Raw genomic sequence first — 23,600 nt, 5'->3', positions numbered from 1 at the left:
GAGCCTGCGCGAGGGTCACGGTCGAGGTCGCCGAGCGTCCAGCGCCGCGGGCCGCGGCGCGCATTCCATCGAACCATGTTCTTTTTCCGTGGCACGCTCTCCGATCCTGCGAATCGGGTCTTCCTAACAAATCATGGCAATTCACGGCCTCGTTCCGGAATGGGCCACAGCCATGATTCAGTGGGCGTGCTCCCGTCCGGCCAATCGCTTTTTTCACCTCACGAGGCGCGAAGCCCCTTTTCGTCCTGCTCCGCTGTGCCATGAATCTGCGCGTCGATGCCGCTCGTCTTCCTGCCCGACGATCTGCGCTTCTTCCTCTGGGACGACACGGCCCCTGATCGGCTCGCGGCCCGGTCGCTCGGCGCGACGACCCCGGCGGAGGCGGTGGTGGTCTCCGAGGCGGGGCGCGCCGTGAGGAAGACCGGAGAGGCCGCGCCGCTCCTCGACGGCGTGTCCGCCCTCGCCAGCATGGCCCAGGGCGATCTCGGGCGAGCGCCGCCGTCGGTCGCGGCGTGGAGCCTGGCGAGCAAGCTCGCGCTCGACCTCGTGGTGCGCGAGCGGGTCGTGCCCCGCGTCGCGCCCGCCGGCGCCGCCGGCGAGCGCGCCGAGGCCCGCTGGGCGGCGTCGCTCGCCGCCCCGGAGGACGCCGCGCGCGTCGCGGCGCTCGCCCGCGCCATGCCGCCGGCCGCGCACGCGGTGCCGGCGGGCGCGCGGGCCGCCGCCGCTCCCGATGGCCGCGGAGGCCGCGGGCGCCCCCGCGCGGGCGCCGCCCCGGAGGTGTGGTCCGCGGAGGCCCTGCTGCGCGCGTTCCTGGACGCCGTGGCCGACGCGCTCGCGCGCGGCAGCGCGACGAACCGCCCCAAGGCGCCGCCGCGGCCGGCGCTCGCCCCCTGGGAGCACCGGCTGGTCCTCGCCCTGACGGGCCCGCAGGCCGCCTTCGCCACCGAGGGGCTCGCCGAGCGCGCGCTCGTCGCCGACCTCGACGCCTGGGTCCGGCCCGCGCTCGGGGCCTGCGACGCCGTGCGCGCGTGCTTCCGGCTGGAGCTGCCCGAGGGCGACCGCGGCTTCGCGCTCCGCTTCCTGCTGCAGGCGACCGACGATCCGAGCCTGCTCGTGCCCGCCGCCGACGTGTGGAAGGCCCGGGGGCGCACGCTGAAGGCGCTCGGGCGCGCGTTCTCCGACCCGCAGGAGGCGCTCCTCGGCGCCCTCGGCGCCGCCGCGCGGCTGTTCGCGCCGATCGCGCGCGCCCTCGGCGAGGCGCGGCCGGAGCAGGTGGCGCTCGAGCCCGCGGAGGCGTGGGCCTTCCTCGCGCAGGCCGCCCCGGCGCTGGGCGAGGCGGGGTTCGGCGTGATCGTGCCGGGCGAGCTCCTCGCCTCGGGGCAGCGCCGCCTGCGCCTCCGCCTGCGCGTCGGCGGGGCGGCTCGCACGGCCGGCGTGGTCGCGGGCGGCGCCGGGCTCGGCCTCGACGAGGCGCTCGAGTTCGCGTGGGAGGCGGCGCTCGGCGACGAGCCGCTCTCGGCGCGCGAGCTCGCGGCGCTCGCGCGGCAGAAGTCGCCGCTCGTCCGGCATCGCGGGGCCTGGGTCGTCGTGGTGCCCGAGGAGCTCGCCGAGATCCAGCGGCGCCTCGAGGCCGGCGGCGGGCGCCTGCCGGCGCGCGAGGCGCTGGAGGTCGCGCTCGCGGGCGAGGCCGAGGTGGACGGCCTCTCGGTCCCCGTGGTCGCCGAGGGGGCGCTCGCGCAGGCGATCGCGCGGCTGCGGTCGGGCGCGGAGCGCGCCGCCGCGCCGCCCGCGGGGTTCGCGGGGGCGCTGCGCCCGTACCAGGCGCGCGGCGTCGCCTGGCTGCAGACGATGGCGAGCCTCGGGCTGGGCGCCTGCCTTGCCGACGACATGGGCCTCGGCAAGACGGTCCAGCTGCTCGCGTTCCTGGTGGGCCGGCGCGCGGCGGCGCCGGAGGACGCGCGGCCGGCGCTGCTCGTCGCGCCGACGTCGGTGGTCGGCAACTGGGAGCGGGAGGCGGCGCGCTTCGCCCCTGCCCTGCCCCTCGTGCGGCACTACGGCGAGGGGCGCGCCCGCTCCGCCGAGGAGCTCGCGGCGCGGGCTGCCGGCGCGGGCGGCGGCGCGCAGGGCGACGGCAGCCCGGGCGGCGCGCTCGTCGTGACCACGTACGGCCTCCTCCGCCGCGACGCCGCGGCGCTCGCCGGCGTGGACTGGGCGGCGGCCGTGCTGGACGAGGCGCAGAACATCAAGAACGCCGCGTCGCGCACGGCCCGCGCCGCGCGCGCGCTCCGCGCCCCGCACCGTATCGCGCTGACCGGCACGCCCGTCGAGAACCGCCTCGCCGAGCTCTGGTCGATCCTCGAGTTCGCGAACCCCGGCCTGCTCGGCCCGCTCGAGGCGTTCCGGCGCACCTACGCGGTGCCGATCGAGCGCTACGGCAACCGGGAGGCCGCCGAGCGGCTCCGGCGCATCGTCGGACCGTTCTTGCTGCGTCGCATCAAGACGGATCCTGCCGTGGTTCCGGACCTTCCGCCGAAGATCGAGGCGCGGGTCTTCTGCGCGCTCACGCGCGAGCAGGTGACCCTCTACCAGGCGGCGCTCGACGAGGCGATGCGCCGCATCGAGGAGGCGGAGGGCATCGCCCGCCGCGGGCTCGTGCTCGCGCTCCTGACGATGCTCAAGCAGATCTGCAACCACCCGGCGCAGTACCTCGGGGAGGCGGGGCCGCTCGCGGGTCGGTCGGGCAAGCTCGCGCGCGTCACCGAGATGCTCGAGGAGGCGCTCGCGGAGGGCGATCGCGCGCTCGTGTTCACGCAGTTCCGCGAGATGGGCGAGCGGCTGGTCCGGCACCTCGCATCGTCGCTCGACACCGAGGTCCTGTTCCTGCACGGCGGCACGCCGCGGCTCGCGCGCGACGAGATGGTGCGGCGGTTCCAGGACGATCCGCGGGGGCCGCGCGTCTTCGTCCTCTCGGTCAAGGCCGGCGGCGCGGGGCTCAACCTGACGGCGGCGAGCCACGTGTTCCACTTCGATCGCTGGTGGAACCCCGCGGTCGAGGACCAGGCGTCGGGCCGCGCGCACCGGATCGGGCAGCGGAGCGCGGTGCAGGTGCACAAGCTCGTCTGCGCGGGGACCGTGGAGGAGAAGGTCGACCGGATGCTGGAGCAGAAGCGCGACCTGGCGGCGCGGGTCGTGGGCGAGGGCGAGGCGTGGATCACCGAGCTCGACGACGCGTCGCTGCGCGAGCTGTTCGCGCTGTCGCGGGACGCGGTGGCGCTCGCGGGCGAGCTGGACGACCGCGATGAGCCGGAGCCGGAGGACGAGCGGTCGGAGCGGGGCGAGCCGAGGGAGCGGCCCGCGGAGGGCCGGCGGCCGGGCGCCGCGCGAGGAGCGGCGCGCCGGGGGGCGCGCGGCCGGGGCGAGGCGCGGACATGAGCGAGCCGCGCTGGGCGCTGATCCGCCGCGAGGCCGGGCCGAAGCCGCCGCCGCCGGCGCGGGGGATCCGGATGAAGCGGGCCGGCGCGACCTGGTGGGGCAAGCGCTGGGTGGAGGCGCTCGAGCGGATGTCGCCGGACGACGCGGCCCGCCTCGGGCGCGGGCGCACGTACGCGCGCGCCGGGCGGACGCACGACCTCGAGGTGAAGCCGGGCCTGGTGACGGCGCGCGTGACCGGCTCGCAGCCGAAGCCGTACAAGGTGATCCTCACGCTCGCGCGGCTCGACGACGCCACGTGGGCGAAGGCGATCGCGGCCATGGCGGCGCGGGCGAAGTTCGCGGCGGACCTCCTCGCGGGCCGGATGCCGGAGGAGATCGACGAGGCGTTCCGGAGCGCCGGGGCGAGCCTGTTCCCGGAGCGGCCCGAGGACCTCACCACGGCCTGCTCGTGCCCCGACTGGGCGAACCCCTGCAAGCACGTCGCCGCGACGCACTACGTGCTCGGGGAGGCGCTCGACAAGGACCCGTTCCTGCTGTTCGAGCTCCGCGGGCGCACGCGCGCGCAGGTGCTCGAGGCGCTCCGCGCCGCCCGCGGCGCCGCGCCGGGCGGCGCGAGGGGACGGACAGCGCGCGGGGGCGCGGGTCGGAAGCGCGCGCCTTGCGCCGCCGACGAGCCGCCCGTGGCGACGGTGACGCTCGGCCCGATGGCGGCGAGGGACTTCGACGCCTGGCGCGAGCCGCCGCCGGCGCTCGACGTGGCGCTGGAGCCGCCGCGGTCGCGCGGGGCGCTGCTGGCGCAGCTCGGCGCGCCGCCGGGCTGGACCGAGGAGCGATCGCCGGCGGAGCTCCTCGGGCCGCTGATCCGGGCGGCGTCCGAGCGGGCGCGGGAGATCGCGATGGCGGAGGGCCCTCGTCGACGTGGAAAATCCGATCGTTAGACTACCTAACGATCCGGGTGGCGCGGCGCCACGCGCCCGCGCGGTGGAACAGGAGGGCCCTCGTCGAAGCGGGAAATCCGATCGTTAGGCTACCTAACGATCCGGGTGGCGCGGCGCCACGCGCCCGCGCGGTGGAAAGTGCGGTCCAGCTCCTGGACCCGGTGGAGCGCTGGAACCGGATCGAGGCGCGCCCCGCGCGCGCCCCGTCAGAAGCTCCGCGCGGTCGGGGCGCCTGCGCGGGACGCGGCGGCGCGCACTGCGGCGCGCTCCGACTCGGAGAGCACCACGTTCAGCTCGAGCACGTCGCAATCGCCGCTCCGCTCCACGTTGACGCTCACCTGATCCAGATCGATCCGCTCGTACTTCGAGATCACCTGGAGCAGCTCCTGCTTGAGCCGAGGCAGATAATCCGGCTCGCCCGTCGGGCGCACGCGCTCGCGCGCCACGATGATCTGCAGACGCTCCTTCGCCACGGTCGCCGACTTCGGCTGCGACCTCCGGAAATAATCCATGATCGACATGGCACAACCCCCTAGGCGGTCGCCGCCTGGCCGCCGAAAATTCGGCTGAAGAACCCCTTCTTGGCCGGCTCGAGGAAGCGGTGCGGCCGCTCCTCGCCGAGGAAGCGCTGGACCACGTCGAGGTAGGCCTGCGCCGCGTCGCTCGTCGGATCGAGCACCACGGGCGTCCCGGCGTTCGACGCCTGGAGCACCGCCTGCGACTCCGGGATCACGCCGAGCAGCGGGATGCCGAGCAGCTCCAGCACGTCCTTGTGCCCCAGCATCTCGCCCTTCGCGACGCGCGCCGGCGCGTACCGCGTGAGCAGCAGGTGCGTCTTCACCGGCTCCTCGCCGAGCTCCGCCCTCCGCGTCTTCGCGTCGAGCAGGCCGAGCACGCGATCCGAGTCGCGCACCGAGGAGACCTCGGGGTTCGTCACCACGATCGCCTCGTCCGCGAAATACATCGCCATCTGGGCGCCCCACTCGATGCCGGCCGGCGAGTCGCAGAAGATGTAATCGAAGCCCGCGGCGCGCAGCTCGTCCAGGATGCGCCCGACCCCGTCCATCGTGAGCGCGTCCTTGTCCCGCGTCTGCGACGCGGGCAGCACATAGAGGGTCTCGATCCGCTTGTCCTTGATCACCGCCTGGCGGAGCGTCGCCTCGCCGCGGATCACGTTGACCAGATCGTAGACCACGCGGCGCTCGCACCCCATCACGAGGTCGAGGTTGCGCAAACCCACATCGAAATCGATGGCAATCGTCTTGTAACCGAGAGCCGCGATACCGGACGCGAGGTTTGCGGTCGTGGTGGTCTTGCCGACTCCGCCCTTGCCCGAGGTGACGACGACTACCTTTGACACCAGAAACCTCCTTAGATGGTTCGAAAGACGTGGCTGTCCGACGGCCGAGCCCGCCCGGATGCCCGTCTCTCCGGCGCTGAGGAGGCGCCGTCGACGTGTTCGGAGCTCGGCGCCCACCCGATTCCCTTGAGGCCGGGGACGCGCTCGACTGGGTACGTCATGGCGCGCCGAACGAACAACTTTTTTGCGGCGAAACTTGCAGGGTACCCCATCCGGCAACCTGGTTCCAAATTCCCTACATGTAGGCAAGCGCCGCGCGGCCGCGGATCGCGGGCATTTTCGCGGGAAGAGGCGGCCCGGTCGTCGGGATCTCCGGGTCGATCGCCCCGGGCCCCCTGCGCGCCCGCGGTCGGGAGCGCGGTCGCTTATGCAATACTGTTGTCGGAATGACGCCGGGGCAGCGGATCGGACCGCATCACGCGGTGGAGCGGCGGGCCGGGGCGGGCTCGCTCGGCACCGTCTACCTCGCGCGGCACGTCGAGACCGGCGAGCCGGCGGCGATCAAGGTCCTCCGGGACCCGAGCGAGGAGGCGCTCAAGCGGTTTGCCCGCGAGGCGCGCGCGCTGGCCGCGCTGCAGCACCCCCATATCGTCCGGTACGTCGATCACGGGGTGATGGCGGACGGCGAGCCGTACCTCGTGATGGAGTGGCTCGAGGGGGAGGACCTCGGCGCGCGGCTCGCGCGCGGACGGCTGGAGCCGGCCGCGGCGCTCCGGCTCGCGGCCAGGGTCGCGGAGGGGCTCGAGGTCGCGCACGGCCAGGGGGTCGTCCACCGCGACATCAAGCCGCAGAACCTCTTCCTCCCGCAAGGCGACCTCGATCGGGTCAAGATCGTCGACTTCGGCCTCGTCCACCTCCGCGACGCCACGTACGCGCTGACGCGCGAGGGGCAGACGCTGGGCACGCCGTCGTTCATGCCGCCCGAGCAGGTCACCGGCGAGCAGGAGATCGACGCCCGCGCCGACCTGTACGCGCTCGGGTGCGTGCTGTTCGCGTGCCTGACGGGCCGGCCGCCCTTCGCCGCCGCGCAGCTCGTGGCCACGCTCGCCAAGGTGGTGTTCGACGAGGCGCCGCCGCCGAGCTCGCTCTGTCCGGGGCTGCCGGCGGCGCTCGACGCGTTCGTCGCGCGGCTGCTCGCCAAGAAGCCCGCCGCGCGGCCCGGCAGCGCCGCCGCCGTGGCCGAGGCGCTGCGCGCGCTCGAGGCCCGGGCCTCCGGGCCGGCCTCGTCGAGCGCGCCCGCCTCGTCGGCCGCCCTCACCGGCCGCGAGCGCCGCGTCGCCAGCGTGATCCTCGCCGCGGGCGCGGGCGACATCGGGCGCGGCCTCGCCGCCGCCGACCGGACCGCCCCCCTCGGCGGCGCCCCCCCGCTCGACGCCCTCGCCCTGACCGCGCAGGCGCTCCGCCAGGTCGTGACGCGCCACGGCGCCCGGCTCGAGCTGCTCGGCGACGGCTCCCTCGCGGCGCTGCTCCCGGGCGCCGGCTCGCCCACCGAGCTCGCCACGAGCGCGGCGCGCTGCGCCCTGACGATCCGCGGGCTCCTGCCCGGCGCGCGCGTGGCCCTCGCGACCGGCTGGGACGAGGTCGAGCGGACGCAGCCCATGGAGCAGGTCATCGACCGCGCCAGCGCGCTGCTCGAGGGCCGCGCCGAGGGCCCGGCCGACGGCGCGCCACCGATCCTGCTCGACCCGATGACCGCGGCCCTCCTCAGCGACCGCTTCGAGGTCTCGCGCGGCGCGGGCGGGCTCGTGCTCGTCGGCGAGATCGAGCCCGCCGACGAGGCGCGGCGGCTCCTCGGGAAGCCGACGACGTGCGTGGGACGGGAGCACGAGCTGCTCCTCCTGCAGGCGACCTTCGACGAGTGCGCCGCCGAGTCCGAGGCGCGCGCGGTGCTGGTCACGGCCGGCGCCGGCGTGGGCAAGTCGCGCCTGCGCCACGAGCTCGTGCGGCGCCTCGCGGCGCGCGGGGAGCCGGTCGAGATCTGGACCGCGCGCGGCGACTCGATGCGCGTCGGCGCGCCGTTCGGCATGCTCGGCCAGATCGTCCGGCGCGCGGCGCGGCTGCTCGACGGCGAGCCGATCGCGGCCCGCCGGCAGAAGCTCGCCGCGCGCGTGTCGGCGCACGTGCCCGAGCCCCTGCGGCGGCCGGTCACCGAGTTCCTCGGCGAGATGGTGGGCACGCCCTTCCCGGACGACGACAGCGTGCTGCTCCAGGCGGCGCGGCAGGACGCGAAGCGCATGGGCGACCAGATGCAGTGGGCGTGGGTCGAGTTCGCCCGGGCCGAGTGCGCCGCCCGGCCGGTCCTGCTCGTCCTGGAGGACCTCCACTGGGGCGACCGGCCGACCGTGGAGTACGTCGACGCCGCGCTCCGGCTCCTCGCCGGCGAGCGGCTGATGGTGCTGGCGCTCGCCCGCCCCGAGGTGCGCAAGGCGTTCCCGGGTCTCTGGGGGGAGCGGGCGCTGACCGAGCTCCGGCTCAAGGAGCTGTCGCTGAAGGCGTGCGAGCGGCTCGTGCGGGAGGCGCTGGGGCCGGGCGCCCCGGCGGCCACGGTCGCCGAGATCGTGGGGCGGTCGGCGGGCAACGCGTTCTTCCTCGAGGAGCTCGTGCGCGCGGCGATGGAGGGCGGCCCCGGCGGCGTCCCGGAGACGGTGCTGGCGATGATGCAGGCGCGCCTCGGCGGGCTCGTGCCGGAGGCGCGGCGGCTGCTGCGCGCCGCCAGCGTCTTCGGGGAGGTGTTCTGGCGCGGGGCGGCGCGGGCGCTGCTCGGCGCCTGGGTCGACGAGCCCGAGCTCGACGCCGGCCTCGCGGAGCTCGAGCAGCGCGAGCTCATCGCGCGCCGGCCGGACGCGAAGTTCCACGGCGAGATCGAGTACGCCTTCCGGCACGCGCTCCTGCGCGACGCGGTCTACGAGATGCTGACCGAGGACGATCGGGCGCTCGGCCACCGCCTCGCGGGCGAGTGGCTCGCCCAGTCGGGCGAGACCGACGCGATGGTCCTGGCGACCCATTTCGAGCTCGGCGGCGAGCGCGGGCGCGCCATCCACTGCTACCGGCGCGCGGCCGAGCAGGCGCTCGGCGGCAACGACTACGCGGCGGCGATCGAGCGCGCCGAGCGCGCGATCGCGTGCGGCGCGGCCGGCGACGAGCTCGGGGAGCTCGCCACGATCCAGGCCGAGGCGCACCGCTACCGCGGGGATTTCGCCTCGGCCGAGCGGCACGCGGTCGCGGCGATGGCGGCGCTGCCGGAGGGGAGCGTGCGCTGGTACCGCGCGGCGAACCTGGTGGCCCTGGCGGCCACGCCGCTGGGCCATGAAGAGAGCGCCACGTCGCTCGCCCGGGCGCTGTGCGCGCGCTGGTCCGAGCGGGCGGCGCGCGGCGCCGAGCTCATCGTGATGGCGCAGGCGGCGAGCGGGCTCCTGGTCCTGCGCGGCGAGTGCGAGGACGCCGAGGCGCTGTGCCGCCGGATCGACGCGGTGGCCGAGCGGTTCCGGGGCGACCCGGCCGTGAGCGCGACGATCCTGCGCCTCGGCATGCACCGGGCGATCCTGGCGGGGGATCTCGGCACCGCGCGGGAGCGCTGCGAGGCCGCGGCGCACGGCTTCTCGCAGGCGGGCGACGCGCGCATGGCGTGCAGCTCGCGGAGCAACGCCGGGCACCTCTGCAACGAGCTCGGCGCGTACGCCGAGGCCGCGGCCCTGATCCGCGCCGCCCTGGCCGACGCCGAGCGCCTGGCGCTCGCGAACACGGTGGCGCACGCCAAGGAGAACCTCGGCCGCGCGCTCCTCCACCTCGGCGCCCTCGACGAGGCGCGCGCCCTGGAGCTCGAGGCGCGCCGGCACTTCGTGGCGGCCGGCCAGCGGCGGCTCGAGGGCGGCACGTACATCTACCTGGCCGAGGTCTTCCGCCTCGCCGGGGACCTCGCCGCGGCCGAGGCCGAGGCGCGCCGGGCGTGCGAGCTCCTCGCCGACGTCCCCCCGCTCGTGCCGTGCGTGCTCGCGACGCTCGCGAACGTGCTGCTGGCCCAGGGACGCGCCGCCGAGGCGCTCGAGAGCGCCGCGCGCGCCGCCGAGCTGGCCTCCGCGGCGGTGACCTCGCGCGGGCACCTCGAGACGGGCGAGTCCCTCGTCTACTTGGTGCACGCCGAGGCGCTCGCGGCGTCGGGCGACCTCGGCGGGGCCCGCGCCGCCATCGCGCTCGGCCGCGATCGGCTGCTCGCGCGCGCCGCGAAGATCGCGAACCGCGCGTGGCGCGCGGGCTTCCTCGAGAACGTGCCCGAGAACGCCCGCACGCTCGCGCTCGCCCGGGCGTGGCTGAGCGAGCATCGATGACGTCGCGGTCCGCCGGCGGACGTCCCGGTCCGCCGGCGGACGTCCCGGTCCGCCGGCGAGGGACGATGCGCCGCCCTCCAGGCCCTCCCCGCGGCGGAGCCTGATCACGATAAGTTAGTTAGCCTTACTAAATCGCGCACTCGGGCTTCGCACGATGCGCGCAGCGCTCGCCGTAGCGCGTCGCGCAGCCCACGTCACCGCTGCGCCGAGCTCGCCCGGCGCGCCGTGGTGCGCGCAGCAGAAAATATCTCGGCCCGTGCGATTCGCGCGAAGGGCGACCGAGGTCGCCGGCATTCACCAGGCAGCCATCGAGCGGCGGCGCAGGGACCCGACGAGCCTCGAGGACCGAGGCCGGCTGGGCTGCCGGAAGAGCGCTGTTCTCCGGTCCTCGGGGCGCTCTCGGGGCAGCTCACGCCCGCGCCTCGGCCCCTCGCGCGCAGCTCAACAACCCAGCGGAGCTTATCATGAGAAAAGGCATCGTCTTCGTGGCCGCAGCAATCCTCTCGGCGTGCACGGGAGAGGTGGACGACCTCCCCCTGGCCGAGACGGGCGAGACGCCCGCGGGCATCATCGGGGGCACCGTCGACGAGGGCGATCCGGCCGTGGCGATGCTGCGCATCTACCCGCAAGGAGAGGAGTTCGGGTCGATCTGCACCGCTTCGCTCATCGCTCCGAAGGTGCTCCTGACCGCGGCCCACTGCGTGACGCCGGACAAGGTCGACGGCGGGACCGTCACGGCCTTCTTCGGCACCGACTCCTTTGGCGAGGAGGCGTTCTGGGTGAACGTCGTCGAGACCCACATCGACCCCGCGTACGACCCCACGAACCATCAAGCGGGGCACGACGTCGCGGTGGCCATTCTCGCGGAGCCGGTCGCCATCCAGCCGCTTCCATACAACCGGGCGCCGCTGACCGCGGACAGGATCGGCGAGCCGGGCCGGCTGATCGGCTTCGGCGATGATCATGAGATCTGGGGGTTTGGCGGCCTCAAGCTCCACGTGTCGACCACCGTCCACACCGTGACCCCGTCTCTGGTCGGTCTCGGCGACCGGGACCACCACACGTGCGTGGGAGACTCGGGCGGGCCTGCGCTGATGGACGTGAACGGCGTCCCCACGATCGTCGGCGTGACGTCGTTCGGAGGGGTGCAGGCGCCCAGCATCTGCATCGACGGCTGGCATGCGCGGGTCGACCTCTCCCGCGACTTCATCGACCCGTTCGTCACCGCGCCCTAACCCCGCGCCGCCCGAGCCGCGTCGCCAGGGTTCATTCTCTCCTCTCGCATTCACACCTACATCGCGAGCCCATCGCCGCGATCCACCGGACAGGAGATCGCGGTTCTCCGGGACCGGGCGCCGGCGACCGTGCCCCGAGCCACACATTCCCCTGAATTGTGCCTCGGCCTCCAAACCTCCCCTGACGGAACATTCACATCCCCCTTGACAGTCAGATCCTCGTTCTCGTAACACGAAGGATCGAGCATGCTCGCTGCTGCATCGACTTTCACGCGAGGGTATCCCGCGCGGCCGAGCGAACCACGGACGAGGAGGGATCTCATGAAGACGATGGGACGATGCTGGGCGGCCTTCGGGCTCATGCTGGCGGCGGCGGCGTGCGGATCGGGCGATGCCGGCGACCAGGGCGCCGAGGGCGACACCATCACGCGGGCGGAGATACCGGACAACGAGTTCTTTCCGATGGAGCTCGAGGCGAGGATCGACAGCCTCGTCGCCGAGCTCAACAAGACCTCGCTCGAGCCGATGCAGATGGTGGTCCTGACGAAAAATCTGTCCGATTTCTTCGAGCCGATCGCCGTGGGTGCGAACCGGGCCATCGGCGAGCTCGAGGCCATCGGGAATGTGCTCGGGCCCACGGACCAGTCGCCGGACGATCCCACGACGACGCAGGACCTCCAGAACCAGCAGATCGATCAGGCGGTGGCGGACGAAGCCAAGGGGATCGGCGTCTCGCCCTTCGGCGAGGAGAACAGAGCCAGCATCGACAAGGCGGCCGATGCCGGGATCCACGTGGTGACGTTCGACAGCGACCTGGTGGACTCGAAGCGCTCGCTCTACGTCGGATCGCTCGGCTATTCTGTCGGAGAAACGGCCGCGAACACCCTGCTCGATATGCTGCCAAAGGAGCCGTCAGGCACGGTGTTGATCCTCGGCACCACCGGAAAGCAGTGGCGCGACGGATTCGACCGGACGCACGCGGCCCAGAATGTGTTCGGGAAGGCGGGCTACACGTTCACCGTGGTCCAGGCCGTCTTCGTCGACGACAACGAGGCCACCGACATCGACCAGATGAAGTCCGCCATCCAGACCGCGAACCCGCCCGTCGTCGGCATGCTCGGCCTGTTCAACATCTCGTACCGGTGCGTGATGGCCGCGGACGCCGCGGGCATCGACGTCCCCATCGTCGCCGTCGATTTCGATCCGAAGACCGTCGAGTACATGCGCGAGGGGCGCATCCAGGCCACGCACACCCAGCGGCAGTACTACGAGGGTTACCTCGTCCCCTACATCCTCTACGGCATCAACACCATCGGCCTCGACGCGACAAAGCAGATCCTGGCCCCGCTGGTCGACGACAAGGGCCGGGTCAACATCGGCATCGATGTGGTCCGGTCGGACAAGATCGACGACTACAACGACTTCCTCAACACGATCGGCGCCATCCAGTAGCGGCGGCGCGGCTCGCGGGAGGCCCGGCGCGGTTCCTGCCGGGCGCCGCCGGCGCCGTGGGATAGACTGGGGCCATGACCGTCATCCGCTTCTATCGCGCCGGCGACGCCCACGGGTTCTTCTCCAACTTCTCGCGCCACCCGGTCACGCTGAAAGGCAAGGTGTGGCCCACGACCGAGCACTACTTCCAGGCCCAGAAGTTCCCCGGCACGGACCACGAGGAGGAGATCCGGAGCGCCCCCGGCCCCGGCGAGGCGGCCCGCATGGGCCGGCAGCGGAGCCGCCCGCTGCGCCCCGATTGGGAGCAGGTGAAGGACGACATCATGCGCGAGGCGGTGCTGGCGAAGTTCACCCAGCACGAGGATCTCCGGCGCGCCCTGCTCGACACCGGGGACGCCGAGCTGGTCGAGCACACCGCGAACGACGCCTACTGGGCCGACGGCGGTGACGGGAGCGGGCGGAACATGCTGGGGAAGATCTTGATGGAGATCCGCGAGCAGCTGCGCCGCCCGGCCTGAGGGCGAGCCGCCGCCCGCGCCGGGAGGTCCGAAGGGCCCTCGCATGCCGCTGGGCGGCGCCTCGGCGGCGCCCCGCCGCGGCGCTCAGAAATCCGCCACGGAGAACGGCTGTGCAGATACCGACCCTTCGGGCCCAGTCCCGATCGGGTGGTTCTCGGCCATGCCGCTGATCGTGCCGGAGACGGCGCTGCCGGTCAGCTCGCCGCTCAGGTATACGAAGACCTCCCTGAACTCGGTGGGATCGACCTCGGTGACCTCGTACGAGCCCTGGAGCGCGTCGGTATCGATCCTGTGAAAGAAGCGGCCCTCGCCGACCTGCGGGACCCGGAGCGTGACCGCGAACGACTCGTCGAAGGCGCCGTCCTCGGTCGAGAAGGCCAGCGGGACCTCGATCTGCAGGTGATCCGCGCAGTCCGCGGCGAGCGCCGTCGACTCGGCGCCGCCAGGCCCGCTGCCCCCCGCCGTCTTCTCCGTCGATCGCACGAAGCGCGCCGCGACGAGCTCACCCGCGGCGACGGTCGCCGTGGTGCTGCCGCCCTTCGACCACGTGAGCGGGGTGGAGCGCTCCCCGGAGAGGGCGGAGAGCGCCTCTCGCGCCGAGAAGCCCAGCGGGGAGACGTCGTCGGCGCCGATGTCCTCCTTCACCTCGTCGCACCCGCCCTCGTTGACCTGGACGCCGCCGATCTGGCCGCCCGGCGCCGTGTCGTCCGAAGGCCCGCCGCCGTCGCCGGACACGCACCCCCACAGGCCAACGCTCATCACCGCCGCCACCGCCCAAGAAAGACAAAGCCGCTCGCGCATGTTCATGACCTCCTGCGGCCTACCTTGCGTCGGCCCCCGGAGCGACGCCAGCTCAGCTTCGCACATTCCATAGAGCAAACAGGCCTCGATATGTGCGAATCTGCGCTACGTGAACCACGAATCCCTCGCAAGAGAGCTGATCCGCGCGCTCCGCGGCCGGCGCTCGCAGCTCGGCTTCAGCCGCCGGCTCGGCTTCCGCACCAACGTCGTCTACACGTGGGAGTCGGGCAGGCGCTGGCCGACCGCGGCCACGTTCCTCGTCGCGGCCCGGCGCGCCGGCGTCGACGTCGCGGGGGCGGTGGGGCGCTTCTTCCCCTCGACGCCCGCCTGGCTCGCGCACACCGACCCGGCGTCCGCCGAGGGCGTCGCGGCGCTCCTCTCGGAGCTGCGATCGATGTCGCCCATCGTCGACGTGGCGCGGCGCGCGGGCAGGAGCCGCTATGCGGTCGCGCGCTGGCTGTCGGGCGAGGCCGAGCCGCGGCTCCCGGACTTCCTGCGGATGGTCGAGGCCTGCTCGCTGCGCCTGCTCGACTTCGTGGCCCTCTTCGCCGACCCGGCGGCGCTGCCGGCCGCGAGCGCGGCGTGGCGCACGCTCGAGGCCCAGCGCCGCGCCGTCTACGAGGAGCCGCTGCTCCCCGCGATCCTGCTCGCCCTGGACATGCCGTCCTACCGCGCGCTGCCGCGCCACGAGCCGGGGTGGATCGCGCGGCGGCTCGGGTTCCCCGTCGAGGACGAGGCGCGCTGCCTCGACCGGCTCGCCGAGGCCGGCCAGATCCGGAAGAGCCGCGGGCGGTGGATCGTCGCGCCGATCCGGACGGTGGACACGCGCCCCGACCCGGACGCCGAGCACCGCCTCAAGTGCTTCTGGGCCGGCGTCGGGCTCTCGCGGCTCACGCGCAAGGCCGAGGGGCGCTTCTCGTTCAACGTGTTCACGGTCTCCGAGGCAGACCTCGCGAAGCTCTCCGAGCTGCACGTGAGCTATTACCAGAACATGCGCGCGGTGATCGCCGAGTCGCGGCCGCCCGAGCGCGTGGTCGTCGTCAACCTGCAGCTCTTCCCGCTCGACGGGGGCTGAGCCGCTCCCGCCGCGGCGGCGCGCCCCCGCGCGGCGAGCGGCGCGCGCGATTCACAGGATGGCGAACGCCCGCACCGGGAACGTGCCGAAGTGGCGGACCTTCACCGGGACGGCGAAGAACCGGGCGCCGGCAGCGGGGAGCTGGTCGAGCCCGGTCATGTGCTCGCAGATCGGGATGTCCGCGCCGAGCAGGATGGAATGGACCGGCCGCGTGGGATCGGCCGTGTCGTCGATGTTGTAGGTGTCGACGCCCACGAACGCCGCGCCCGCGCTGGCCAGGAGCCGCGCCGCGCCCCGCGTGAGGAACGGGTGCCCCTCGAAATAGCGATCCGTGCGCCAGTGGGCGCTCCAGCCGGTGCGCACGAGGACGGCCTTGCCGGCGAGATCGAGCCCCTCGAACGCGCCTTCGTCGATCGCGCGCCCGGACCGATCCCGCGCCTCGACGACCACGCTCTCCAGATCGGCCAGCGATTCGAGCGGCAGGGCGGCGAGGTCCTTGCCGTCCGCATAGCGATGGAACGGGCTGTCCACGTAGGTGCCCGTGTTCGCGACCATGTCGATGCGGCCAATGTGGAATTCGACACCTTCCGCGTAGACGGCGCGGGACTGCTCGCGCGAGAGGAAGTCGCAGACGACGGGCGCCGGCACGCCCTTGTACGTCACCATGCCGTGCTCGACGGTGTGGCTCAGGTCGACGAGGATTCGTGAGGCGGGGGTGGTCACGGTCCGCTCCTTGAGAGGATCTCCGCGCGGCGGCGCCTCTCGCGAGCGCGGTCGGGTCGCCGAGCCGCCGCCAGTCTCGCGGAGGGGCGCGAAGAGATCCAGAAATCGGGCAATCCGGGCAAGTTGACACCCGCCCACATGCGCCGATAGAGTGTGACCACGGGGATGTCGCGCTCGGCCCGGGACCTCGGGGCGAGCCATCGTGGATGGGTGCCGCAGCGGGCGCGGCGTCGGGTGCTGTCATTGAAATGGATCATCGCGGGGAGATCGAGCGTGCCCGCGTGGAGAGCTGGATGCCTGGGATGAGTCGAGCCGTGCCGCGCCGAGCCCTCCTCCTGTCGGCGCTGATCCTGTCGGCCGGCGCGGGGTCGGGCTGTCGCTCCAAGGGCGGAGGCGCGGAGACCGGCTCCGTCGCGCCGGAGCGGGCCGCGAAGCCGGAGCCGGCGGCGTCCGCGTCGCAGCCTGCGCCGAAGGGCGCCGCGATGGTCACGATCGCGCGGGAGCAGCAGGCGACCTGGGTGCGCAATTTCAACCCGTTGCTCGCCGAGGGGAGCGTGCGCTTCCCGACGGTCGCCGGCATCTACGAGCCGATGCTCATCTACAACACGATGAGGAACGAGTACACGCCGTGGCTCGCGACGAGCCATGCGTGGAGCGACGGGAACCGGAAGCTCACCTTCACGGTCCGCTCGGGCGTGAAGTGGTCGGACGGACAGCCGTTCTCGGCGAAGGACGTCTCGTTCACGTTCGCGCTGCTGAAGAAGCACCCGGCGCTCGATCTCGCGGGGGTGTGGCGGTTCCTCGGCGCGGTGACCGCGGAGGACGAGTCGACCGTCGAGTTCGTCCTGAGGCGGCCCTATGTCCCCGGGCTCAGCTACATCGGCCATCAGCCGATCGTGCCCGCGCACATCTGGAAGGACGTCGCCGATCCGGTCACGTTCGCGAACGAGAACCCGGTGGCGACAGGGCCCTTCACCGAGGTGAAGGTCTTTCAGAACCAGGTGTACGAGCTCGGCAAGAACCCGCACTACTGGCAGGAGGGCAAGCCCGCGGTCGAGGGGCTGCGCTTCCCGGCGTACCCGAGCAACGATCAGGTGACGCTGGCGCTCGTCAACGGCGAGGTCGACTGGGCGGGCGCGTTCGTGCCGGACATCGAGCGGGTCTTCGTCGCCAAGGATCCGGCGCACCATCATTACTGGTTCCCGCTCGTCGGCGGCACGGCCACGCTGTACCCGAACGCGACGAGGAAGCCGTTCGACGACGTGCGCGTGCGCAAGGCGATCAGCATGGCCATCGACCGGGAGCAGATCGTCAAGCTCGCGGCCGACAACTACACGCACGGCGCGGACGCGACGGGGCTGGACGACTCGTACGAGCGGTTTCGCAACGAGAAGGCGGTGGCGGCGGGCGACTGGGTGAGGTTCGACCCGCAGCGGGCGAACGAGATCCTCGACGACGCGGGCTATCCGAGGGGCGCCGACGGGATCCGGACGAGGAACGGCAAGCCGCTGCGCTTCGAGATCAACGTGGTCAGCGGCTGGTCGGACTGGGTCCGCGCGGTGCAGATCATCGCGCAGAACCTGCAGACCGTGGGCATCGAGGCGACGATGAGGACGTACGACTTCAGCGCGTTCTTCGCGGCGCTCCAGAAGGGCACGTTCGACATGTCGATGGGGTGGACCAGCGTCGAGCCGACGCCGTACAACTTCTACCGGGATCTCATGAGCACGGAGCTCCTGAAGCCCGTCGGCGAGGTGAGCGCGCGCAACTGGCACCGCTTCGGGGCGAAGCACGCCGACCCGCTGTTCCACCAGTTCGAGGCCGCGACGGATCCGACCGACCAGAAGCGCATCCTCGACGCGATCCAGATGATCTTCGTGGAGGCCGCGCCGGTGATCCCGCTGTTCAAGAACCCGTCGTGGGGCGAGTACAGCACGAAGCGGTTCACCGGCTTCCCCACCACCGAGAACCCGTACGCCAAGCTGACGCCGAACAACCCGCCGGAGTACCTGCTCGTCTTGACCGAGCTCCGGCCGAGGTGACGGCCCCGGGCGGGCCGCGGGCGGAGGATCAGTTGGTGTCCTCGGAGGCGGGCTTCGGCGTGACGTCGAGGTTCACGGTCGTGACGCCGCCTTCGTCGACCTGAGCGCCCTGGCCCACCGGGGTGGCCATGACGGTGATCAGGTAGTTTCCCGCGGCGAGCGAGGGCACACGGAAGTTGCCGTCTTTGTCCGTCACCGGCGTGTGACGCTCGAAGCCCGGCTTGCGGCCGCGGTTCGTGGTGACGAGGAGGCGGATCCCGGCAAGGGGCTTGTCGCCGGCGGTGACGCGCCCGCGGATCTCGCCCGTCCCCTCGGCCAAGAGTGCGATGTCACGCTTCACCACCTTGCCCTCCTTGACGTTCACGGACACCATGGTCGCCCGGCTCCCGTCGCGCAGCTCGACGCGCACCATCCCGGCGGGCAGGTCGTCGATGCGATAGCTCCCCTCTTCATCGGCCATCACGTTCACGAAGCCGACCGAGCGGGCGAGGAGCGTGATCTTGGCGTGGGGGATCGGCGAGCCGTCCTCCCGGCGCGCCACGCCGCGGATGCTGCCGCCGGGGGACATGACCACCTTTGCCGGCTCCACCTTGCCGCAGTCGGAGATGTTCATCGCCAGCGTGGTGACGGCGTGACTCCCGTCGTAGGCGCGCACCTGGATGGCCCCCGTGGGCACGTGCTCGAGCCGGAACGAGCCGTCGTCGCCGGTCTGCGTCTGCTGCACGTCGGCCGCGGACTGGATGGCCTGCTCGCTCAGGGAGCCGGCGCCGAGGCGCGACTCGGCGTCGACGAACACGCCCGGCAGCGGCGTGCCCTGCGCGTCCTCCACCCTCCCCGAGAGGGCGCACCCCCGGGAGAGCGCGAGCTCCACCGTGCCCGTCTGGCCGCGCTCGACGGAGAGCATGTCGGAGAACCCCGGGGCGTGCTCCTCGGCCGTGGCCTTGAGGATGACGTCCCAGGGGGGAATCTGGTCGATGCGGAAGGTCCCATCGGGGCTCTCGAACGTCTGCGAGTACATCGGCGGCGGCGCCGGCACGTCATCGGGGACGGCGGAGAGGACATCGATGGTGAAGCGGCGCACCGGCTCCCTGCGCTCGTCGAGGACGCGCCCGGTGATGACGCCGCTCCTCGAGAGCACGAGGCTCACGGTGTCGCCGCTGTGCGCGACCGCGTTGGTCGGGCCGTAGCCGGGCAGATCGGCCTTGAGCTGGTACGTCCCGTCCGGGAGGTCGAGCTCGAAGCGCCCGCGCTCGTCGCTCTTCACGGCGCGCGCGGTCGAGGGGATGTTGCCGGCGACCTCGAAGGTCGAGGCGACGACGGTCGCGCCCGCGAGCGTGTTGCCGTCCGTGTCATAGACGTCGCCGACGATCCGCGGACGCTCGGGCTCGCGCGGCCCGGACGGCGCGGGTGACCTGAGGAGGGCCCGGTTCCGGTAGGTGAGCCCTCCCTTCCCTGTCTCACCGCCGGCCTCCTCGCTGCGGGCGGAGGGAGTCTCTTCGGCCCTGGGGCGGGCGAGCAGCAGCACCGCGGCGGCGATCGCGATGGCGAGCAGGGCGAGCAGGAGGAGCCTGCCAGAGGACCTGTGAAGAAAGCTTGTTCGTGAGCTGTGCTGTTGCATCGTCGTATCTCCAGGTGGGATACCCCGGCGAGCGCGCGGTCGTGCGGCAGACGCCTGGCACAAAAAGGGAGAGCCGCCGGCGAAGCCGGCGACTCCCTTCCCGTCAGGGACCGTGGCGCGCGCTGCCGCCGGTCATCGGAGCTCCCGTGTGCACCCCGGGAGCTCGTGCCGGCCGCCGATCTGCGGCGCTCCGGATCGCGCGTGGAGGATCAGCCCTCGGTCGGCTCCTCCACGTCTTCCTCGGGCTCAACATCGATCAGGAGGTTGCAGCTGTAGTTGACGTAGCCGAGCCCCTTGAAGCTGCACACGCCCCAGACGTTGCCCTGGTCGTCCTGGCCGCCCACGAACTTGTTGACCTTCCGCTTCTCGTTCTTGAAGAAGATCTTGGTGATCCTCTCGGGATCGTTGATGACGAGAGTGACCTTCGGATCCTCGTCGAGCTCCTCGCAGTCGTAGTTGCCGGTCGTCATCTTCTGCCAGAGCCAGACATTGGTGCTGTCCAGCAGGTCCCCTTCGAACGTGGCCTTGCAGGAGTGCGCGCAGAACTGGGCCGGGTAGCCGAGGACCTCGTCGTTCTCGATAAGGAAGGAAGGATCGCACCTCACGGTGTTGGCGTCGCTGACGCCGAAAGCATAGTCGATCTCAAGCGTAAAATCCGTGTTCGCTACGACCGCCATCGCGCTGGTGGAGAACGTCGCGGCGCCGAGAACAACGAACGAGATAAGCGACTTCTTCATGTTAACCCTCCCATCACAACCACAGATGAACGATCCCACGCCGGGACATATCTCCCGGCGCGCAGCTCCGCATCGGCCGGTGGGCTGGAGTGACGGTTGTCGCCAGCTCACTTGCCTCTTGCGGGCCCGAAGGCGGCCACGCGCCCCGTTGAGCTCTGCGTGACAGCGAGCGGTAAGCTATTCCACGAGTGCGCCGGTGCAAGAGCTTTTTCGGCCCGTGGATTTGTTTCAGGGTAGTCGCGCTGGACGATAGTTGTTTGTTCCAGCGACGCCAGCCTGCGGGAACACTGGGTTTGTCCTCGCCCCAGCCATGCCTGTCTGGATCTGTCACCGGTGCTTCGACGCCGGTCCGGACGCGCGATGTCGACCACGTCCGATCCGGCGGAGGGCGTTCGAACCGAACGACCTCTGCCCTGCATGAGCGGCAAAGGGGCGGCGAAGGCTGCCTGTACGAACGCGCGCGTCCCGGGTGGTCCTCCGCCGAGGACTCGGTCGGCGCCCGTGTAGGCGACGCCCCGTCGGGCGGTTCGCCCCGGGTGGCACGCGGCGGCGTCCCGAACGGCACGGCGGGCCGCCGCCTGCGGTGAACCTCGGCTGGATGCGCCGTTAGCGCTACAGCCGCGTGACCACGAGCCCGTCGTTCTGCACCGAGATGCGGGCGGGCTTGCCGCGGTGCTCGTCGGGGATCTCGTCGGCCATGAGGTAGCGGCCGGCGATCGAGACGAACTCCGCCTCGAGGCTCATGCAGAAGATGCTCGCGTCCGCGTTGTTGTGGGCGCCGGCCATGGCGCGGCCGCGGAGCGGCGCGTAGACGTGGATGTTGTCGTTGGCGATGAGCTCCGCGCCCGAGCTGACCGGCGAGAGGACCACGAGGTCGCCGTGGGGGACGTAGATGACCTGCCCGCTGCGCACCGGGTGCCGCACGGTGAGGCCCGCGGGCGGCGGCTCTGCCGCGTCGGCCGCCGGCGCGGCGTCCCTCGGGCGCCGGGCGGGCCCAGCCGTTCCACGGTCGGCGACGGCCCCTGTCCCCCCGCGGTCCGCCGGCGCCGGCCCCACCGCGACGGGCGCCGGCGTGGGGGTGAGCCCCTCGGCCGGCGCGCCCTGGCGCGGCGAGCGCGTGAGCGGCGTCCGCAGCACGCCGAGGCCGGCGGCGACGGCCCGCTCGCGCTGGGCGTCGGTCGGGTTGCGCACGGCGATGGGCACGAGGTTGTGCTTCCGCAGGAGGCCGGCGAGGGCGCCGAGGTCGACGGGCTCGTCGCCGAGGGCGTCGAGGTCGAGCAGGATCGGCAGGTGCAGGAAGAAGTGCGGCATCTGCGAGATGTGGTCGGCGAGCTGACGCTCGATGGCCGAGACATCCGCCGTCCGCAGGCAGAGCATCGTGATGGCGGGCATCGTGCCCTTGAGCGCAAACGCCTGCTGCTCCTGTCGCTTCTCCCCTCGCCTGCCCGACACCATCGCTGTCCTCGCTCGCAAAAAGGTGCTTCCGCCGCGGCACTGTACCCCGGATCCGGCGGCGCGCGCCGCAAAAACCGGCGGGGGCGCCGCGACCGTCGGCGCCGTCAGCGCCGTAGCCGCCGGCGGGCCGGCGGGCCGGCGCGTCGCCGGTTGGCTGGCCGCGGCGGGCGATGCTAACGGTGGTTTGGCCATGCCGACCTCGCGCCGCGCCTCCGTACGGCGGCTCGACCTCGATCTCCGCTCGGCGGCCTCCCCCGGCCGCCCGGGGGCTCCGCCCGTCGAAGCGCTCGGCCGTCACTTCGCCCTCGAGGTCCCCGGGGTGTTCTCGGAGGCGGAGCGCGCGGCGCTCGTCGAGGGGGTTTACGCCGCCCGCGGGGCGTGGACTGCCGACTTCGGAGGCGAGCAGTTCTCGCTGGGGCGCGCCTTTTACACGCACCTGGAGCAGGGGCGCTCCCGGGAGTACTTCGCCGACGCGGCCGCGTCCGACGCCCGCGTCGAGCGCCACCTCCCCGGCCTCCAGCGCCGGATGCGCGCGCTCGTCGCGGCGCTCACCGGCGGGCTCGCGCAGCCCCGGCGCGGCTTCTGCGGGCCGGGGGTGCACATCTTCCCCGCGGGGGAGAAGGTCGCGCGCGAGGGCGGCGTCGTCCACTTCGACACGGAGGGGCTCTCCGACTACCACCTTGCCCGGCGGCTCCGCGCGATCACGGTGGTCGTGATGCTGGAGCTCCCCGACGCGGACGGCGGGCTCAAGCTGTGGGACGTCCTCTACGACGGGAGGGACGATCCGGGCGACGAGGCGCTCTCCGCGCGGAGCCTCGTGGCGGGCTATCGCCCTGGAGGCGCGCTCGTCATCGACAGCTACCGGCTGCACCAGATACAGCCGTTCTCCGGCGGCCGAGACCGGATCTCGGCGACGGTGCACGCGGCGGAGATCGATCCCGGACGATGGGAGACGTGGTTTTAGGGCGGAGGACTGGGCGGCTGAAGGAAAGGGTCGGGAAGCGCGGTGCGCTTCGTCCAGCGAGATCCGCTCCCGTCTCCCGTCTCCCGTCTTCCGTCTCCCGTCTCCCGTCTCCGCTCTGCGTCTTCGTGCGCGTGCGCGTGCGCGTGCGCGTGCTTCATCATTACTCTTCCGTGTACCTCTGTGTATCTCGCGATCGATGTGACGGCATGGTCGTGCACGAGCACGAAATTCGCGCACGCGCACGCGCACGCGCACGCGGAGGCGCACGAGGACGAAAGACGGAAGACGGAAGACGGAAGACGGAAGACGGAAGACGGGGGACGGAAGCCGGAAGACGTGGACGACGCTGCTCTACACGATCTTCCGCAGGTAGTGAAACTTGGGATCGTTCAGATCCTCCGCCGTGAGCGCCCACCCCTCGTCGCGCGGAATGAGGTAAATGACATCCGACTTCACGCTGGCGAAGCTCACGTGCCCGAGGTTCTGGAGAATGTGGCCGAATACGTCGCGGCGCCAGAGGCGGTCCTTGGGGATGTCGCAGACCGCGCAGAGCATCCGATCCGTCGGCGAGCCCTGGACCAGCAGGAACGCCATCGTGAACGTCAGGTAGCGCGGCTGGCCGCGGTACGGGTCCGGCGTCCCGGACGGCCCCCTGCGCGCGCCCTCCTCGGTGGTCATGCCGCGGGACCACATGCTGAAGTCGTTGAGCGCCCGGGCGTTGTCGTCGAAATAGTCCCAGCACCCCTTCTCGAGGACGTGAAGGTTGGACAGCAGCGCCATCTGCGCGCGGCGGTACTGGTGCCATTTCTGGTTCAGGCTCATCGTCTCGCAATGGCCCTGCACGCACTCGTGCAGCGTGCGCTGCAGGACGCTCCCCGGGTCCATGCGCGCGCACACCTCCATCGCGAAGATCGAGTGCTCCACG

Annotated in this window: 17 protein-coding genes; 9 read left to right on the top strand and 8 right to left on the bottom strand. The window is 72.5% G+C overall.

Annotation, left to right across the window (positions count from 1 at the left end; all coding sequences use genetic code 11):
* Positions 1–276: 276 nt before the first annotated feature.
* A complete protein-coding gene (locus WME83_RS20280) occupies positions 277–3,432 on the top strand; it encodes a DEAD/DEAH box helicase (protein ID WP_437320935.1) in 3,156 nt (1,051 codons plus the stop codon).
* A complete protein-coding gene (locus tag WME83_RS20275) occupies positions 3,429–4,370 on the top strand; it encodes an SWIM zinc finger family protein (RefSeq protein ID WP_437320934.1) in 942 nt (313 codons plus the stop codon). The genes WME83_RS20280 and WME83_RS20275 overlap by 4 nt, the downstream gene beginning before the upstream one ends.
* Before the next feature lie 206 nt (positions 4,371–4,576).
* Here WME83_RS20275 and minE read toward each other — a convergent pair whose 3' ends face one another.
* Both minE and minD read right to left on the bottom strand, forming a co-directional pair.
* The gene (minE, locus tag WME83_RS20270; RefSeq protein ID WP_437320933.1) at positions 4,577–4,891 is read right to left on the bottom strand and encodes a cell division topological specificity factor MinE; all 315 of its coding nucleotides are present in this window, start codon (positions 4,889–4,891) and stop codon (positions 4,577–4,579) included.
* An 11-nt stretch (positions 4,892–4,902) separates the two neighbouring features.
* Complete coding sequence (minD, locus tag WME83_RS20265; RefSeq protein WP_437320932.1) at positions 4,903–5,730, bottom strand: septum site-determining protein MinD; 828 nt, start codon at positions 5,728–5,730, stop codon at positions 4,903–4,905.
* A gap of 386 nt (positions 5,731–6,116) precedes the next feature.
* On the opposite strand from minD, the gene WME83_RS20260 reads away from it, so the two are divergent.
* The 4 genes from WME83_RS20260 (at position 6,117) to WME83_RS20245 (ending at position 13,260) form a co-directional block, all read left to right on the top strand.
* Positions 6,117–10,055, top strand: coding sequence for a serine/threonine-protein kinase (locus tag WME83_RS20260; RefSeq protein ID WP_437320931.1), 3,939 nt, complete (start codon positions 6,117–6,119; stop codon positions 10,053–10,055).
* Positions 10,056–10,519: 464 nt separating this feature from the next.
* Positions 10,520–11,290 (top strand): S1 family peptidase, encoded by a 771-nt coding sequence (locus WME83_RS20255; RefSeq protein ID WP_437320930.1) that lies wholly within the window; start codon positions 10,520–10,522, stop codon positions 11,288–11,290.
* 321 nt (positions 11,291–11,611) lie between these two features.
* On the top strand, positions 11,612–12,742 hold the full coding sequence (locus WME83_RS20250; protein ID WP_437320929.1) for a substrate-binding domain-containing protein: 1,131 nt from the start codon (positions 11,612–11,614) through the stop codon (positions 12,740–12,742).
* A gap of 74 nt (positions 12,743–12,816) precedes the next feature.
* On the top strand, positions 12,817–13,260 hold the full coding sequence (locus tag WME83_RS20245; protein WP_437320928.1) for an NADAR family protein: 444 nt from the start codon (positions 12,817–12,819) through the stop codon (positions 13,258–13,260).
* Positions 13,261–13,344: 84 nt separating this feature from the next.
* On the opposite strand, the gene WME83_RS20240 is transcribed toward WME83_RS20245, so the two are convergent.
* The gene (locus WME83_RS20240; RefSeq protein WP_437320927.1) at positions 13,345–14,019 is read right to left on the bottom strand and encodes a hypothetical protein; all 675 of its coding nucleotides are present in this window, start codon (positions 14,017–14,019) and stop codon (positions 13,345–13,347) included.
* 151 nt (positions 14,020–14,170) lie between these two features.
* Between WME83_RS20240 and WME83_RS20235 the strand changes: the two genes are divergently transcribed.
* Positions 14,171–15,136 carry a DUF4423 domain-containing protein gene (locus WME83_RS20235; RefSeq protein ID WP_437320926.1) on the top strand — a complete coding sequence of 322 codons (966 nt, stop codon included), beginning with the start codon at positions 14,171–14,173 and terminating at the stop codon, positions 15,134–15,136.
* 51 nt (positions 15,137–15,187) lie between these two features.
* On the opposite strand, the gene WME83_RS20230 is transcribed toward WME83_RS20235, so the two are convergent.
* Positions 15,188–15,859 carry a cyclase family protein gene (locus WME83_RS20230; RefSeq protein ID WP_437320925.1) on the bottom strand — a complete coding sequence of 224 codons (672 nt, stop codon included), beginning with the start codon at positions 15,857–15,859 and terminating at the stop codon, positions 15,188–15,190.
* Between the two features lie 314 nt (positions 15,860–16,173).
* Between WME83_RS20230 and WME83_RS20225 the strand changes: the two genes are divergently transcribed.
* Positions 16,174–17,901, top strand: a complete 1,728-nt coding sequence (locus tag WME83_RS20225) for an ABC transporter substrate-binding protein (RefSeq protein ID WP_437320924.1) — start codon at positions 16,174–16,176, stop codon at positions 17,899–17,901.
* A 28-nt stretch (positions 17,902–17,929) separates the two neighbouring features.
* On the opposite strand, the gene WME83_RS20220 is transcribed toward WME83_RS20225, so the two are convergent.
* The 3 genes from WME83_RS20220 to minC form a co-directional block, all read right to left on the bottom strand.
* A complete protein-coding gene (locus WME83_RS20220) occupies positions 17,930–19,519 on the bottom strand; it encodes a carboxypeptidase regulatory-like domain-containing protein (RefSeq protein WP_437320923.1) in 1,590 nt (529 codons plus the stop codon).
* A gap of 209 nt (positions 19,520–19,728) precedes the next feature.
* Complete coding sequence (locus tag WME83_RS20215; protein WP_437320922.1) at positions 19,729–20,256, bottom strand: hypothetical protein; 528 nt, start codon at positions 20,254–20,256, stop codon at positions 19,729–19,731.
* Between the two features lie 612 nt (positions 20,257–20,868).
* Entirely contained in the window at positions 20,869–21,711 is an 843-nt protein-coding gene (gene minC, locus WME83_RS20210; RefSeq protein WP_437320921.1) for a septum site-determining protein MinC, read from the bottom strand.
* Positions 21,712–21,901: 190 nt separating this feature from the next.
* Between minC and WME83_RS20205 the strand changes: the two genes are divergently transcribed.
* Positions 21,902–22,675: a hypothetical protein gene (locus WME83_RS20205; protein WP_437320920.1), complete on the top strand. Its 774-nt coding sequence runs from the start codon at positions 21,902–21,904 to the stop codon at positions 22,673–22,675.
* Between the two features lie 351 nt (positions 22,676–23,026).
* Here WME83_RS20205 and WME83_RS20200 read toward each other — a convergent pair whose 3' ends face one another.
* Positions 23,027–23,599: a hypothetical protein gene (locus WME83_RS20200; RefSeq protein ID WP_020736002.1), complete on the bottom strand. Its 573-nt coding sequence runs from the start codon at positions 23,597–23,599 to the stop codon at positions 23,027–23,029.
* Position 23,600 lies beyond the last annotated feature (1 nt).

The sequence above is a fragment of the Sorangium sp. So ce385 genome (assembly GCF_051474135.1).
Lineage (GTDB): Bacteria > Myxococcota_A > Polyangia > Polyangiales > Polyangiaceae > Sorangium > Sorangium cellulosum_D.
Note: the sequence above shows the minus strand (reverse complement) of the source record. Positions and strands in the feature narration are given on the sequence as shown.